The sequence below is a fragment of the Kribbella koreensis genome (assembly GCF_039525325.1).
Lineage (GTDB): Bacteria > Actinomycetota > Actinomycetes > Propionibacteriales > Kribbellaceae > Kribbella > Kribbella koreensis.
In genome coordinates, this window is the sequence record NZ_BAAAHK010000017.1 from 1 (window position 1) to 14230 (window position 14230).

A 14230-nucleotide genomic window follows, 5' to 3' on the forward strand; every position below is an offset into this window, starting at 1 on the left:
GCCGTGGCGCCGGGCTGCAGCGTCCGATCGCAGCGCCTGGGTGCAGCGCCTGACCGCAGCGCCGGGCTGCAGCGTCCGATCGCAGCGCCTGGGTGCAGCGCCTGACCGCAGCGTCCGGCTCCAACGCCTGACCGCAGCGTCCGGTTCCGACGTCTGAGCGCAGCGCCTGACCGCAGCGCCGGACTCCAGCGCCGGACTCCAACGCCCGATCGCAGCGCCGGACTCCAGCGCCCGGCTCCAGCGCCCGACCGCAGCGCCGGGCTGCAGCGTCTGACCGCAGCGTCCGGCTCCGACGTCTGACCGCAGCGCTGGCTTCAGCGCCTGACCGCAGCGCCGGACTCCAGTGTCCGATCGCAGCGCCGGACTCCAGCGCCCGGCCGCGGCGCAGCGGCGCAGCGGCGGAGAGGTGGAGGTGGCGGAGGGGTGAAGGTGGCTGAGGTGGTTTGGGTGAGGTCTTTGCCTTGGAGGGTTGGGGTCGTGTTGAGGTGGGGTTCTCTCGGTGGGGTGGGAGGTGGCTGCAGGGTATGGCGCGTGAGGTTGGGGTGGATGGCGTTGATTTCGGTGGGGTCGGGGGAGGGGTCATACTCGTGGGTGATGACTACGACTCCCACCACCGTCGCCCTGGTCACGCTGGGCTGTGCTCGCAATGACGTCGACTCCGAGGAGCTGGCCGGCCGGCTCGAAGCCGGTGGCTTCCGGCTCGTCGAGGATGCCGCCGAGGCCGACACCGTGGTGGTCAACACCTGCGGATTCGTCGAGGCCGCCAAGAAGGACTCGGTCGACACCTTGCTCGCCGCCTCCGACTACAAGGAGTCCGGCCGCACGCAAGCTGTCGTAGCCGTCGGCTGCCTGGCCGAGCGCTACGGCGAACAACTGGCCGAGGCGCTCCCCGAGACCGACGCCGTCCTCGGCTTCGACGACTACGCGGACATCTCCGAAAAACTCCGCTCGATCCTCGCCGGCACCAAACACCAGTCCCACGTCCCCCGCGACCGCCGCAAACTCCTCCCACTGGCCCCCGCCGACCGCGCAACCGCCCAAGGCGTAGCCCTCCCCGGCCACGGCGATACCGCCCACCAGCCCCCGAACGCCGCCACGCAGGGCCTGAACGGCGACACCGGGGCCAACGCCGCGCAGGATCTGGACGGCGACACCGGAGCGGGCTCGGGGCGCCGGCCGAACAGCGACACCGGGGTCAGCGAGACACCGGGAGTGCTTGGCGACACCAGGGCGACCGCGCAGCAGATCCTGAACGGTGCGGGTGACGACGCCCAGCGTGAGCAGGGGCTGAAGGGTCGTACGGTCAAGGCCTCTGATCCCGCTGAGCTGACCATCGACGCTCCCGATCTCGCCTCGGCGCCTGCCAGCGGTCCGCGCATCGTTCGGCGTCGGCTGGATGGCGGGCCGATGGCTCCGTTGAAGCTGGCGTCCGGTTGCGACCGCCGGTGCGCGTTCTGTGCGATCCCCGCCTTCCGTGGTGCGTTCGTCTCCCGCCGCCCGACCGAGGTGCTCGGCGAGGCGCACTGGCTCGCCGAGAACGGTGTCCGCGAGGTCTTCCTGGTCTCCGAGAACTCCACCTCCTACGGCAAGGACCTCGGCGACCTCCGCCTGCTCGAGACCCTGGTCGCAGAGATCGCCGAGGTGCCGGGCTTGACCCGCGTCCGCGTCTCGTACCTGCAGCCCGCCGAGATGCGCCCGACCCTGATCACGGCGATGGCCTCGACCCCCGGCGTCGTCCCGTACTTCGACCTCTCCTTCCAGCACGCGTCCGGCCCGCTCCTGCGGCGGATGCGTCGCTTCGGTGACTCCGAGCGCTTCCTCGAGCTGATCGCCCAGGTCCGCGCCCAGGCGCCGACAGCCGGCATCCGGAGCAATGTGATCGTCGGCTTCCCGGGTGAGACCGAGGAGGACGTGGACATTCTCTGCGACTTCCTTTCCCGCGCCGGCCTCGACGCGATCGGGGTGTTCGGCTACTCGGACGAAGACGGCACCGAGGCGGAGACCTACGACGGCAAGCTCGACGAGGACACCATCGCGGCCCGCCTGGACCGCGTCACCCGGCTCGCCGAGGACCTGACCTCGGCCCGCGCTGAGGCCCGCATCGGCGAGACCGTCGAGATCCTGGTCGAGTCGATCGACGGCGACACCGCCGAAGGCCGCGCCGCCCACCAGGGCCCCGAGGTCGACGGCTCGACGACCCTCACCGACTTCCCGGCCGACCTCGCGATCGGCGATCTGGTCACCGCCGAGGTGGTCGGGACCGAAGGCGTCGACCTGATCGCCGCCTTCGGCGCGCAGGTACGCACCCGAGAGGGCGTTCCGGCAGCTAACCTGACCGCGTGACGATCCCGCCGACGAACCCGGTGCCGCGAGCGGCCGCCGGCCAGCTCAGCGCGCCCAGCGCCTGGAATGTGGCGAACGCGCTGACCGTCCTGCGGCTCGTCCTGGTCCCGCTGTTCGTCTGGCTGTTGCTCCGCGACGCCGGTGCGAGCGACGGCAACCGGCTGCTCGCCACCGCCGCCTTCGTGGTCGCGATCGTCACCGACCGGTTCGACGGCGACATCGCGCGCCGCTGGAACATGGTCACCAACTTCGGCAAGATCGCCGACCCGATCGCCGACAAGGCACTCACCGGGGCAGCGTTCATCGGCCTCTCGATCCTCGGCGACCTGCCCTGGTGGGTCACCATCGTCGTGATGGTTCGCGAATGGGGTGTCACCGCGCTCCGGTTCTGGGTGATCCGGCACGGCGTGATGCCGGCCAGCCGCGGCGGCAAGCTCAAGACGGTCCTGCAGGCGATCGCCCTCGGCCTCTACCTCCTTCCGTGGCACTCGGTCGCCGTCGTGCACTGGACCGCGATCGTCTTCATGGCCGCCGCCGTCATCGTCACGATCATCACCGGTCTCGACTACGTAGGCCGCGCCCTCCGCCTCCGAGCCGCCGCAAAGCGCCCGCTCCCGTGACCGCGAACCAAGCTGACTCCCAGGAGGTGTTGCTGGGGCTGGTTGCGCGGTTGAAGGAGCGCGGGGAGACCCTCGCGACGGCGGAGTCGCTGACCGGCGGCCTGGTCGGCGCCGCGTTGACAGACGTGCCAGGCGTGTCAGCGGTCTATCGAGGCGGAGTCGTCGTCTATGCGACCGATCTGAAGGCCACCCTGGCCGGCGTCCCAGCAGATCTGCTGGCCGATGTGGGCCCGGTTCACCCTGACACGGCCGCTGCTCTGGCCACGGGTGTCCGGGAGCGCCTTGGGGCCACCTACGGGCTAGCCACGACCGGTGTGGCCGGTCCGGACCCGCAGGCGGGTGTCGAGGCCGGCACCGTCTATGTGGCGGCGGCGGGGCCGAGCACAGTACGGGTCCGGAAGCTGGCTCTGAGCGGTGATCGGGCGGCCGTCCGGCAGGGGAGCGTGCAGGCCGTCCTGGAACTCGCCGCCGACTTGGTGGCGGAAGAACTGGCTTGATCGGGGTGTTGAGACCACCATGGGAACAGGTAGGGCAGACTGGCACGGCGCACCGAAGCTGGACATTGCGAGGAGTAGTGACCCGGCAACGGGTACCGTTGGTCCCCACGGTCGAGCTACGGTGCGAGTAGGTTCGGTCCGACAGGCGGAAGGGAGAAACCTCATGGTGCTGGTTCGTGGCCTCCTGGGCGACGTCCTGCGGCGCAAGCGGCTGCGCCAGGGGCGCACTCTGCGCGAGGTGTCCGCTGATGCTCGGGTGAGCCTGGGCTACCTGTCCGAGGTCGAGCGTGGCCAGAAAGAGGCGTCGAGCGAGCTTCTCGCCGCCATCTGCATGGCACTGGAAGTGCCGCTGTCGACGGTCTTCGCCGAGGTGAGCGAGGATTTGGCCCGCGAAGAGGCCCTGGTGCTGGCCCATCCGGCCATCGAGCCCGAGGTCGTTGCCTCCGCTGCCTGACCCTGGCGGCTCACGGACGTTCATCGTCCGCTCTCCAGCCACGGCGTCCTGGTCGGCCAGACCAGCTGTAGTGCCGCGATGGGTGGCTCTCCAGGCTGCCTGAACATGGTGTTTGCGGTGTAGAGGTGTGTGCTCGAGTCCGGCACCCGGAGCAGCCGCGGCTGCAGGAGATCGCCGAGGTCATCGCCTTCGTCGAACCGGCGCCCGGACAGCACCGCCTCCGCGAGCGGCTGGAACTCGCCCGCGACGAAGCCCGGATGGCAGTTGAAGGTGACGAACTCCGGGTGCCCGTGCAGGCTCATTCCGAGGGTGTAGGCGTAGGCCGGATTCCGGTCGTCCGCACCCTCGATGAACTGCACGGTCCAGCCGTGCTTGCGGATGTTGCTCCGCAGTCGCTGCTCGTACTCCGGATTCGTGACGCCGCCGCAGATGTCGCACATGAACCTCTCCTCTCGGACTCGAACAAATGTTCGACTCGTCAGGGAAGGTATCCGGCTGCGCGCCGGTTCAGCGGTTCATCCACAGGTGGTTTCAGGGTTCGGGCTGGCAGGTGGGACACCAGTAGCTGACCCGCTCCCGGGGTGGCTCGCCGATCGGCGCCGTCCGGATCGTCGTCCGGCACCGCCGGCACGGCTTGCCGGGCCGCTCGAACGCATAGGACCGCTGGCCGGGCCGGTCAACGCCCGTCGTCACCTGGGCCGCGTGCCGGAGGTTCGCCTTCATCAGCCGGCGACTGAGATCCACCGTCGCTGCCAGATCGACGGACCCCGCCGTCCGCCATGGATGCAGACCGAGCAGGAAGCAGACCTCGGTCCGATAGAAGTTGCCGATCCCGGCCAGATTCCGCTGATCCAGCAGAGCCTCGCTGATCGTCCGCTCCGGCTCAGCAGCGAGGTTGGCCAGCGCTAGCTCCCGATCGAAGTCAGGTGAGAGCAGATCCGGCCCCAGATGACCCACCACGGTGTCTTCCTGCTCGGTCGCGACCAGCTCCAGCACTGGCAGCCGATACCCCACAGCTGTCCAGTCAGCGGTCCTCAGCACCGCCCGCACCTGATGATCCGGACCGCCCTTCCAGGACTCGCCCGGCCGGTACAGATGCCAGCTGCCGTCCATCCGGAAGTGACTGTGGATGGTCAGCCCGCCGGACAGCCGCATCAGCAAGTGCTTGCCCTTCGCAACAACTTCGAGCATGGTCCGCCCGCTGAGGTCCGTGGTGGCCAGCGTCGGTACCCGGAAGTCCGTCTCGATCAGCTCATGCCCTCCCAAGGCCTGATCGAGGCGCTTGCATGCGCGCCAGACGGTATCTCCCTCAGGCATGGCTCACGCCCGGAGCCGCAGACCGCGCGGAGTCGCATGGAACCCGGCCTTGGCCAGCGCATCACCGAACGCCGTATGCCGCACCTGTTCGCCATCGGCCGTCTCCACGCTGAGCTTGCCCAGGTGCCCGTCCCTGATCGCCAGCGCCAGCGCATCCACGGCCGGTTGCAACAGTTCCGGATCCTCGGTGAAGCTCAGCACGGTCCGCCCGCCACGCTCGACGTACACGATCAGTCGCCCGTCGACGAGCATCACAAGTGCGCCCGCCTTCCGTCCAGGTCGGTGCCCGCCCGCGTTCTCCCGCTCGGGCCAAGGCAGTGCCGCGCCATAGGGATTGGCCGGATCGGAAGCAGCCAGTACTACGGCACGCGCCGCAGGCTCCTCCTTCGCCCGACCGCCGGCCCCCGACCGAACAGACCCAGACCCCAAGCCACCAGACCCAGACCCACCGGAACCCAGCTCTCCAGTAGGCAACTCGGCCATCGCCCGCAACCGGTCGACCGCCCCCGGTAACGCGAACTGCGCCGCCCCCAGCCCAGCCACGAAGTACCCACGCCGGCACCGCCCGGACTCCTCGAACGCGCTCAGCACCTTGTACACCGCCGCGAACCCGCCTGGCGTCCGCTCTGTAATGACCGAGCCACGCGTGACGATCCCATAGCGATCAAGCAACGTCTCCGCCGCCGCATGGGCTCGTCTGGTCGCATCCTCATTGCGCTCGGGCAGCAACGACCAACGCCCACCTGCCGTCGGCGGACCGCTCCGTGCAGGCATCGCCGGACGCCCCGGCCTCAACGGACGCCCAGGTCGCGCGCGAGGCGTAGCACGACGCGTGCGGTGGGTGCCCCGGCCGCCGCCGACCAGCGACCGTACCGGCGCCAAGGTGTCGTTGGTGAGATGCCCGGCCCAGACGAGATCCCACAAGATGCCGACCATCGTCTCGTCGTCGACCACCCCAGCCGTCGCGCCGACGACATCACTCAGTTGGCGGAAGAAGAACGCGCCGCCACCGGCCAACGCGTCCAGCACCGCTTGATGGGTCTCGCCGATCTCGAAGGACGGATCCGGATCGGGCAGCGTGAGGTCGCTGTTGTCCGCGAGGTGCAACGAGACCCAGCCGTCCGTACCGGGCAAAGACCCAGACCCGGCCCACACCACCTCACCAGTCGCGGTCAGCTCGTCCAGCATCGATGGCTGGTACCCAGGGACTCGCGACGGCAGCACAATCGACTCCAGCGCTGACGCAGGGACCGCACAGCCCGCCAGTTGCTCAACTGCACCCAGCAGCACGTCGTACCCACGGCCGCGACTGCTGGTGATGCCTTGCCAGGCAGGGAGGAATCGCGCGAGCGCGGACGGGTCGACCGGCTCGACCTCCTTGCGCAGTGCGGCGAGCGACCGGCGACGGAGCAGCCTCAGGACCTCGCTGTCACACCACTCCATCGCGATTCCGCCAGGCAGGAATTCGCCCTCGACCACCCGCCCGGCCGCTGCCAGCCGACGCAGAGTGTCGGACACGACCGCCACGCCGATGCCGAAGTGTGTCGCCAGATCGATGGCGCGGAAAGGCCCGTGGGTGCGGGCGTAGCGCGACACCAGATCGCCCATCGGGTCCGCCACAGATTCAGCGTGGGCTTCGGCGATCCCAGGAGGCAGCGGCACCCCGAGCGCGTCACGCAACCGCGCGACGTCCTCCACCACGGCCCATCGATGCTCGCCGGCAATCCGCACCCGGACCACTCGACGAGCGGCGGCGAGCTCGGTCAGCCAGGCTTCGGCGTCCGAGCCGTCGACGCATCGTTGGGACGCCTCGTTCAATGACAGCGGCCCGATCAGGCGTAGTACGTCGAAGAGTCCTTCGCCGTCGCGGGCACGCCGGTCCTCGGCGAGGCGTTGCAGCTCGGCCTCGGTGCGCAGTACGACCTCGGCGTCGAGTAGCTCGCGCAGCTCGGTGCGGCCGAGCAGCTCGGACAGCAGGCTCTGGTCGAGTGCCAGCGCTGCGGCACGCTTCTCGGCGAGCGGGGTGTCGCCCTCGTACATGAACGCGCCCACGTACCCGAACAGCAGTGACTTCGCGAACGGCGACGCCTCGGGCGTCTCCACCTCTACGACGGAGATTCGCCGCTCGCTGATGCCGGTCAGCAGGTCCTTCAGCGCGTCGAGGTCGTAGACGTCCTGCAGCACCTCACGCAGCGTCTCCAGCACGATCGGGAACGAGCCGTACTTGCTGGCCACACTCAACAACTGCGCCGACCTCTGACGTTGCTGCCACAGAGGTGATCGCTTGCCAGGGTTCCGCCGCGGGAGCAGCAACGCCCGCGCCGCACACTCACGGAAGCGCGCCGCGAAAAGCGCTGAGCCGCCCACCTCCGCAGTGACCAGATCCTCGATCTCTGCCGCGTCGAAGAGCACCAAGTCGGCACCCGGCGGCGGCTCATCCGTCTCCGGCAGGCGCAGCACGATGCCGTCGTCACCGGAGACCGACTGCGCGTCCATGCCGTACCGCTCGCGGAGCCGAGCAGCGATCGCCAAGGCCCAGGGACCGTGGACCTGACCTCCGTACGGCGAATGGATGCAGACCCGCCAGTCGCCCAGCTCGTCCCGGAACCGCTCGACCAGGATCGTGATGTCGTCGGGCACCCGGCTGGTCGCTTCGCGCTGCTCACCGAGATAAGCCACCAAGTTGTTCGCCGCGTACTCGTCGAGGCCGGCGTCACGGGCCCGCTTGATCGCCTTCGCGGGCGGCAGCGCGGCCATCGTCCGGACGAAAGCACCGGTCGCGGCTCCGAGCTCGGCCGGGCGACCGACCGCGTCGCCCTTCCAGAACGGCAGTCGCCCCGGTTGCCCCGGAGCGGGGGAGACCAGCACCCGGTCGTGGGTGATGTCCTCGATCCGCCAGCTCGACGCGCCCAGCGTGAAGACGTCGCCGACCCGCGACTCGTAGACCATCTCCTCGTCGAGCTCGCCGACGCGGTGGTTGGTCGACTCGCCGACCAGGAAGACGCCGAACAGACCGCGGTCCGGGATCGTGCCGCCGCTGGTCACCGCGAGGCGTTGCGCACCGGGCCGGCCGGAGATCTCCCCGCTGACCCGGTCGAACACGATCCGCGGCCGCAACTCGGCGAACTCGTCCGACGGGTAGCGCCCGGACAGCATGTCCAGCACACCGTCGTACGCCGAGCGGGGCAACGACGCGAACGGGGCGCAGCGGCGTACAAGTGCAAAGAGCTCGTCCACGTCGATCGAGTCGAGGGCGACGATCGAGACGATCTGCTGGGCCAGCACGTCGAGCGGGTTGGCCGGGATGTGCAGGCTCTCGATCAGGCCGTCGCGCATCCGCTGGACCACCACGGCCGTGTCGACCAGGTCGCCGCGGAACTTCGGGAACAGCACTCCACGCGAAACCGCACCGACTTGGTGGCCGGCCCGGCCGACCCGCTGCAGCCCGCTCGCGACCGATGGCGGCGCCTCGACCTGGATGACCAGATCGACCGCGCCCATGTCGATGCCGAGCTCGAGGCTGCTGGTCGCGACCACGCACGGCAGCCGGCCGGACTTCAGATCGGACTCGATCAGGCCACGCTGTTCCTTGCTGACCGAGCCGTGGTGGGCTTTGGCAATCACTGGGGGAGCCGCCAGGGAGGCACCCGACTGAGCCATCACCTGAGCCGGCGAGCCGGCCTCGGGCAGCTCGAGCTCGGCCCGCTCGGCGGCGATCTCGTTGAGCCGGGCGGTCAGCCGCTCGGCCAACCGGCGCGAGTTCGAGAAGACGATGGTCGAGCGGTGGGCCGAGATCAGGTCGAAGACGTGCTCCTCGACGTGCGGCCAGATCGAGGCGTGCCGGGGCTGACCGGCGGCCGATCCCGACGTCTCGACCTCGGTGTTGGCCAGCTCGGCCATGTCCTCGACCGGCACGACGACGCTCAGGTCCCACTGCTTGGTGAACTTCGGCTGTACGACCTTCACCGGCCGGCCGCCGCCCAGGAAGCGCGCCACCTCTTCGACCGGCCGGACCGTCGCCGACAGCCCGATCCGCTGCGCTGGTTTGGGCAGCAGCGCGTCGAGCCGCTCGAGCGTCAGCGCCAGGTGCGCGCCGCGCTTGGTGCCGGCGACTGCGTGCACCTCGTCGATGATGATCGTCTCGACGCCCCGCAGAGACTCCCGCGCCTGCGAGGTGAGCAGCAGGAACAACGACTCCGGCGTCGTGATCAGGACATCGGAGGGTTTCGTGGCGAAGCGCCGGCGCTCGTTGGCCGGCGTGTCACCCGAGCGGACCGCGACCTCGACGTCGATCGGGGCCTCTCCCAGCCGGCGGGCGGTCTCCCGGATGCCGATCAGCGGTGCGCGCAGGTTGCGCTCGACGTCGACGGCCAGCGCCTTCATCGGCGACACGTACAGGACCCGGCAACGCAGCTTCGGATCCTCGGCCGGTGGCACCGTGGCCAGCCGGTCGAGCGCCCAGAGGAAGGCCGCCAGCGTCTTGCCCGAACCCGTCGGGGCGACCACCAGCGCGTCCCGGCCTGCGGTGATCGCGTCCCACGCCTCGAGCTGGGCCGGGGTGGCCGCTTCGAAGACGTCGTCGAACCACGCCCGGGTCGCGGGCGAGAATCGGCTCAACGCGCTGGATTTCTGCACGATGCCCATCTTGCCCGGCCGCTCCGACAATTTCCGGCCGGACCTTGGCAGCGGGCTGTCCCTGGCTTCTGGAATGATCGTCGGCATGAAGAACCGCGTGCGCCTCGCGCTCGTCATCATCGCCTGCCTGGTCGGCCTGACCGGCTGCGTGAAGCTCGATGGCGACCTCAAGGTCAACTCCGACGAGACCGTCTCCGGCAGCATGAAGATCGGCCTGGACAAGCAGTTGGCGTCCAGCAGCGGCCAGTCGCTCGACCTGCTCCGGCAATCGGTCGAGAAGGGGCTTCAGCAGACCTCGACCGAGGGCGTCACCTGCAAATCCTTCGAGGACGACAAGTACGTCGGCTCGAACTGCACGTTCGACGACGTGCCGTTCCGCTCGATGGGTCAGTCGACCGACGAAGGGGTCGGGTTCCGCAAGGAGGGCGACAAGTTCTTCGTCTCGATCAAGGACCTGGGTCTGGACGGCGACACGAACGGCATCACGCCGGTGGTGAACTTCAAGATCACCATGCCGGGCAAGATCCTCGAGCACGACGCGGGTGCCAAGGTCAGCGGCCGGACGGCGACGTACGACAGCCTCGACAAGCTGGGCAAGGTGTCGCTGACGTCGGAGGCCGGCAGCAGCTTCCCGGCCTGGGCGCTGATCCTGATCATCGTGCTGCTGCTCCTCGGCGGCGGTGCCGTGGCCTTCTTCGTACTTCGTGGTCGCAAGGCCAAGACGCAGCAGCAATACGGCCAGTACGGGCAGTACCCGGGCCAGCCGCAGGGCCAGTGGGGTCCCCAGTACGGTGGCCAGCCGGGTGCGCCTGGCCAGTACGGTCCGCCGCAAGGCCAGCCTGGTGGGTACGGGCAGCCGGGTCAGCCTGGTCCGTACGGTCCGGGCCAGCAGGGACCGTACGGTCAGCCGGGCCAGCCGCCGCAGCAGTACGGTCAGCCTGGTCCGGGGCAGTACCCTGGGCAGCCGCAGCCTCCGCAGCAGGGTCAGCCTGGCCAGTGGGGACCGCAACAGCCGCCGCAAGGTCCGCCTCAGCAGGGCCAGGGTGGTTGGGGTCAGCCGCCGCAGGGACCGCCTGCTCAAGGTCAGCCTCCGCAGGGCCAGCCCCCGCAGGGTCGGCCTCCCCAGGGTCAGCCTCCGCAGCAGGGACAACCCCCGCAGGGACAGCCGCCTCAGCAGGGGCAGGGTGGCTGGGGTCAGCCGCCGCAGGGCGGACAGCAAGGCGGCTGGAACCGGCCGCCGGACAACGATGGGCAGTAATGAGACTGACGGAGTTCTGGACCCGGATGGACAGCCATCTGGGTCCTGCCTACTCGCGAACCTGGGCGGAGACCCAGGCGCTGAGTGAGCTCGGCGGCCGCACGGTCGACGAGGCCCTCGGCGACGGTGAGTCCGCCAAGGAGGTCTGGCGCGCCGTCTGGGCGCACCTCCAACTCCCGCCCAGCGAGCGCTAGCTCTACGGACCAGCCCTATCGGTCACGACCGCTAGCGCGCCCAGCCCTGTTGATCGCCCAACTGGCGCCGCTGCGCAGTTGTCAGTTGCCGGCCAGGGCTCGCTCGGGTTCGGGGTCGCCGAGTTGCTCTGGCGCCGGATCGTGCTTCTGGGCGAGTTTGCTCGGCCACCACAGGTGCCGCCCGATGTCGAGGTTGAGTGCCGTCACCAGCACCGACCGGACGACGATCGTGTCCAGCAGAACGCCCAGGGCGACCGCGATGCCGATCTCCGCGAACGCGACGACCGGCATCGTCGCCAGTACGGCGAACGTGCCGGCCAGCACCAGCCCTGCCGAGGTGATCACCCCACCGGTCGCGGCGACGCCGATCAGCGCCCCGCGCCTGGTCCCGTGCACCTTCGACTCCTCGTGCACCCTGGTCATCAGGAAGATGTTGTAGTCGATGCCCAGGGCCACCAAGAAGACGAAGACGAACAACGGCAGGGAGCTGTCGGCGCCGTTGAAGCCCAGCAGGTGATGGAACACCAACGAGCTGATTCCAAGGGCCGCGCCGAAGGACAGTACGACGGTCGCCACCAGCATCACCGGCGCCACCAGCGCTCGCAGCAGCAGGGCGAGGATCAGCAGCACCACCGCGAGTACGACAGGGATGATCACCTTGTTGTCGTGATTCGACGCCCGCTGGGTATCCAGCACGATCGCCGCGCCGCCGCCGGCCAGCGCATCCGCACCGTCGACAGCGTGGACGGCTGCCCGCACCCGATCGACGGTGTCCTTCGCTGCTTGGGTGTCGACCGCATCGGTCATCGTGCCCTCGATGTAGGCGAGCTCACCCGAGGTCTGCGGCTCAGCAACTGACGCGATGCCCTTGACCGACGACATCGCAGTACGGATCTCGGCGGCGTGGTCTGCCTTGCCTACGACGACCAGCGGGTTCCCTGCGCCCGCTGGGAAGTGCGCCGCGACCACCTTCTCGCCGACTACCGAGTCCGGAGTTCCAGTGAAGGACTCCTCGTTCGACAGCCCGTTGGCGTCAAGGGTGAGCATCCCCAACGCAGCAGCGCCCAGCAGGACCGTGGTCGTGATCCAGGTGAGCCGCGGCCGTACGGCGATCCGTCGCCCGATCCGTCCCCACACACTCGTCTCTGTGTGGTCGTCGGACCCGTAGGTCGGCCGTAGCGGCCAGAACACCCAGCGGCCGCATACCACCAGCAGTGCAGGCAGTAGCGTCAGCATGGCGAGTAGGGCGACCACGATGCCGACCGCTGCCACCGGGCCGAGGCCACGGGTCGAGTTCATCGAAGCGAGCAGCAGGCACAGCATGCCGGCCACCACTGTCGAGCCCGATGCGAAGATGGCCGGCCCGGATCGGTGCAGGGCAAAGGCCATCGCCTCATGACGGTCCTCATGCCGCCGGAGCTCTTCTCGATAGCGAGCCACCAGGAGCAGGGCATAGTCCGTCCCCGCGCCGAAAACGAGCACGGTGAGGATGCCTGCGCTCTGTGCGTTCACCGTGAGGTCTGCCTTGGTCGCCAGCAGGTACACGACAGCCTGCGCGGCGAACAGCGCAGTACCGGCTGAGATCAGCGGTAGCAGCCAAAGCACCGGGCTTCGGTACGTGAGCAGCAGGATGACGATCACGACAGCGGCCGCGGAGTACAGCAGCTTGCCGTCGATACCGGCGAACGCCTCCTGCGAGTCGGCAGCGAAGCCACCAGGGCCGGTCAGGTGGAACGACAGGCCATCAGGTCGGTCGGCGGCGACTCGGCGGATGTCGTCGGCTCTGGCGCCGATCGTGTCCCAACCACCGTCGCCTGCGTTGATCGGTACCAGGACCTGCAGCGCCTTGCCGTCGTCGGAGGGGATCGGCCCGACCACCTCGCGGTCGACGTTCGGCAACTTCCCGTACTCCGCCGCGTGCCCGGTCACGGCCTGCTTGTCAGCCTCGGTCAGCCCACCGGGCCGCTCGTAGACCAGCACTGCAGGGATCTCGTCAGGCGATGAGAACTGAGCCGTCGCCTTCAGCACTTCGGTGGACTCGGCATTGCCGGGCAACCAGGACACTGCGTCGTTGTCCTGAGCACCGGTGAGCTTGCCGGCCGGGCTGAAGCACACCGCGACCGCCACGATCCACAACCCGAGCACGATCCACTTCGACACCTTGCCGCATGGCAACGCCGCGAGCCGCCCTGTTCCAGCCATCCGAAACCACCCCCACGTCCAGCCTCCCGGCTGCCGTGGGACGCGTCAACGAGCCCCGAGTAGTACTCCGGTCACCGTCCGCAGAGGTCTACCCGAAGGGTCATCGGTTCAGGCAGACCAGCCGGTCCGCGCGGCCCAGTCCTCGGCCGGCAGGTAGATCAGGTCGCAGACGGGGTCCTTCAGATCGGCGTACTCGCCGACGGACTCCAGGGGCAGGGTCGCTGCGCGCCGCTTGAACTCGCCGTACGCCGCAGCTGTGTCCGGGTGGGCGCGCAGGTAGTCCCTGAAAAGCAGCGCATACCGCTGGTTGGCGCGGCCGATCACTCGCAGATGCAGGTTCACCCGGCGGCGGTACATGGGCTCGACCACGAGCCGCTTGACCCACTGGAACTCGTCCCCGGGCAGTCCTGGCACCGGGTGGTCGCGGCGAGGCGGCCTCGCCTCCCAATCGGCCGCCGTCAGCAGCTGCACGGCGTCATCCAGCTCGGACTCGACAGCGACGGTCGCCTGGATGTCCAGGATGTCCTTGGCCGCCAGATTCGGTACCGAGGTCGAACCGATGTGGTCCACCCGTACGACCGTGTCGCCGAGGATGTTGCTGATCACCTGTGCCGTCTTGTCGTACTGCGCGGCCCAGGTCGGATCCGGATTGACGATGGCGATCGCGCTCATGGGGTGAATCATCGCAGCGACCCGGTGGCACAGACAGC

General features: G+C 69.1%; 11 protein-coding genes. 6 read left to right on the forward strand and 5 right to left on the reverse strand.

The window, feature by feature from the left end; all coding sequences use genetic code 11:
* Window positions 1-594 precede the first annotated feature (594 nt).
* From ABD116_RS29540 to ABD116_RS29555, 4 genes are all read left to right on the forward strand, one after another.
* Complete coding sequence (locus ABD116_RS29540; protein WP_343977486.1) at window positions 595-2343, forward strand: MiaB/RimO family radical SAM methylthiotransferase; 1749 nt, start codon at window positions 595-597, stop codon at window positions 2341-2343.
* Complete coding sequence (gene pgsA / locus ABD116_RS29545) at window positions 2340-2963, forward strand: CDP-diacylglycerol--glycerol-3-phosphate 3-phosphatidyltransferase (RefSeq protein ID WP_343977489.1); 624 nt, start codon at window positions 2340-2342, stop codon at window positions 2961-2963. The genes ABD116_RS29540 and pgsA overlap by 4 nt, the downstream gene beginning before the upstream one ends.
* Window positions 2960-3460 carry a CinA family protein gene (locus ABD116_RS29550; protein WP_343977492.1) on the forward strand — a complete coding sequence of 167 codons (501 nt, stop codon included), beginning with the start codon at window positions 2960-2962 and terminating at the stop codon, window positions 3458-3460. Before pgsA ends, ABD116_RS29550 begins: the two co-directional genes overlap by 4 nt.
* Before the next feature lie 163 nt (window positions 3461-3623).
* Entirely contained in the window at window positions 3624-3914 is a 291-nt protein-coding gene (locus tag ABD116_RS29555; RefSeq protein ID WP_328322728.1) for a helix-turn-helix domain-containing protein, read from the forward strand.
* Between the two features lie 20 nt (window positions 3915-3934).
* Here ABD116_RS29555 and ABD116_RS29560 read toward each other — a convergent pair whose 3' ends face one another.
* The 3 genes from ABD116_RS29560 to ABD116_RS29570 all read right to left on the reverse strand — a co-directional run bounded on the left by ABD116_RS29560 (window position 3935) and on the right by ABD116_RS29570 (window position 9875).
* Window positions 3935-4354 carry a DUF4262 domain-containing protein gene (locus ABD116_RS29560; RefSeq protein ID WP_343977497.1) on the reverse strand — a complete coding sequence of 140 codons (420 nt, stop codon included), beginning with the start codon at window positions 4352-4354 and terminating at the stop codon, window positions 3935-3937.
* A 91-nt stretch (window positions 4355-4445) separates the two neighbouring features.
* Window positions 4446-5231, reverse strand: coding sequence for an Fpg/Nei family DNA glycosylase (locus ABD116_RS29565; RefSeq protein ID WP_343977500.1), 786 nt, complete (start codon window positions 5229-5231; stop codon window positions 4446-4448).
* 3 nt (window positions 5232-5234) lie between these two features.
* Window positions 5235-9875 (reverse strand): ATP-dependent helicase, encoded by a 4641-nt coding sequence (locus ABD116_RS29570; protein WP_343979471.1) that lies wholly within the window; start codon window positions 9873-9875, stop codon window positions 5235-5237.
* A 76-nt stretch (window positions 9876-9951) separates the two neighbouring features.
* Between ABD116_RS29570 and ABD116_RS29575 the strand changes: the two genes are divergently transcribed.
* Both ABD116_RS29575 and ABD116_RS29580 read left to right on the forward strand, forming a co-directional pair.
* On the forward strand, window positions 9952-11124 hold the full coding sequence (locus ABD116_RS29575; RefSeq protein ID WP_343977503.1) for an LppM family (lipo)protein: 1173 nt from the start codon (window positions 9952-9954) through the stop codon (window positions 11122-11124).
* Window positions 11124-11318: a DUF3046 domain-containing protein gene (locus ABD116_RS29580; protein ID WP_343977506.1), complete on the forward strand. Its 195-nt coding sequence runs from the start codon at window positions 11124-11126 to the stop codon at window positions 11316-11318. The genes ABD116_RS29575 and ABD116_RS29580 overlap by 1 nt, the downstream gene beginning before the upstream one ends.
* 81 nt (window positions 11319-11399) lie before the next feature.
* Here the strand turns inward: ABD116_RS29580 and ABD116_RS29585 are convergent, their stop codons facing one another.
* Entirely contained in the window at window positions 11400-13520 is a 2121-nt protein-coding gene (locus ABD116_RS29585) for an MMPL family transporter (protein WP_343977508.1), read from the reverse strand.
* Between the two features lie 108 nt (window positions 13521-13628).
* Window positions 13629-14192, reverse strand: coding sequence for a GrpB family protein (locus ABD116_RS29590; protein ID WP_343977511.1), 564 nt, complete (start codon window positions 14190-14192; stop codon window positions 13629-13631).
* Window positions 14193-14230 lie beyond the last annotated feature (38 nt).

Bases quoted from the DNA above. Each gene is read 5' to 3' on its own strand.
- ABD116_RS29575 (WP_343977503.1), top strand. From the start codon at position 9,952: ATGAAGAACCGCGTGCGCCTCGCGCTCGTCATCATCGCCTGCCTGGTC.
- ABD116_RS29565 (WP_343977500.1), bottom strand. From the start codon at position 5,231: ATGCCTGAGGGAGATACCGTCTGGCGCGCATGCAAGCGCCTCGATCAG.
- ABD116_RS29560 (WP_343977497.1), bottom strand. From the start codon at position 4,354: ATGTGCGACATCTGCGGCGGCGTCACGAATCCGGAGTACGAGCAGCGA.
- ABD116_RS29570 (WP_343979471.1), bottom strand. From the start codon at position 9,875: ATGGGCATCGTGCAGAAATCCAGCGCGTTGAGCCGATTCTCGCCCGCG.
- ABD116_RS29590 (WP_343977511.1), bottom strand. From the start codon at position 14,192: ATGAGCGCGATCGCCATCGTCAATCCGGATCCGACCTGGGCCGCGCAG.
- ABD116_RS29555 (WP_328322728.1), top strand. From the start codon at position 3,624: ATGGTGCTGGTTCGTGGCCTCCTGGGCGACGTCCTGCGGCGCAAGCGG.
- ABD116_RS29580 (WP_343977506.1), top strand. From the start codon at position 11,124: ATGAGACTGACGGAGTTCTGGACCCGGATGGACAGCCATCTGGGTCCT.
- ABD116_RS29585 (WP_343977508.1), bottom strand. From the start codon at position 13,520: ATGGCTGGAACAGGGCGGCTCGCGGCGTTGCCATGCGGCAAGGTGTCG.
- ABD116_RS29540 (WP_343977486.1), top strand. From the start codon at position 595: ATGACTACGACTCCCACCACCGTCGCCCTGGTCACGCTGGGCTGTGCT.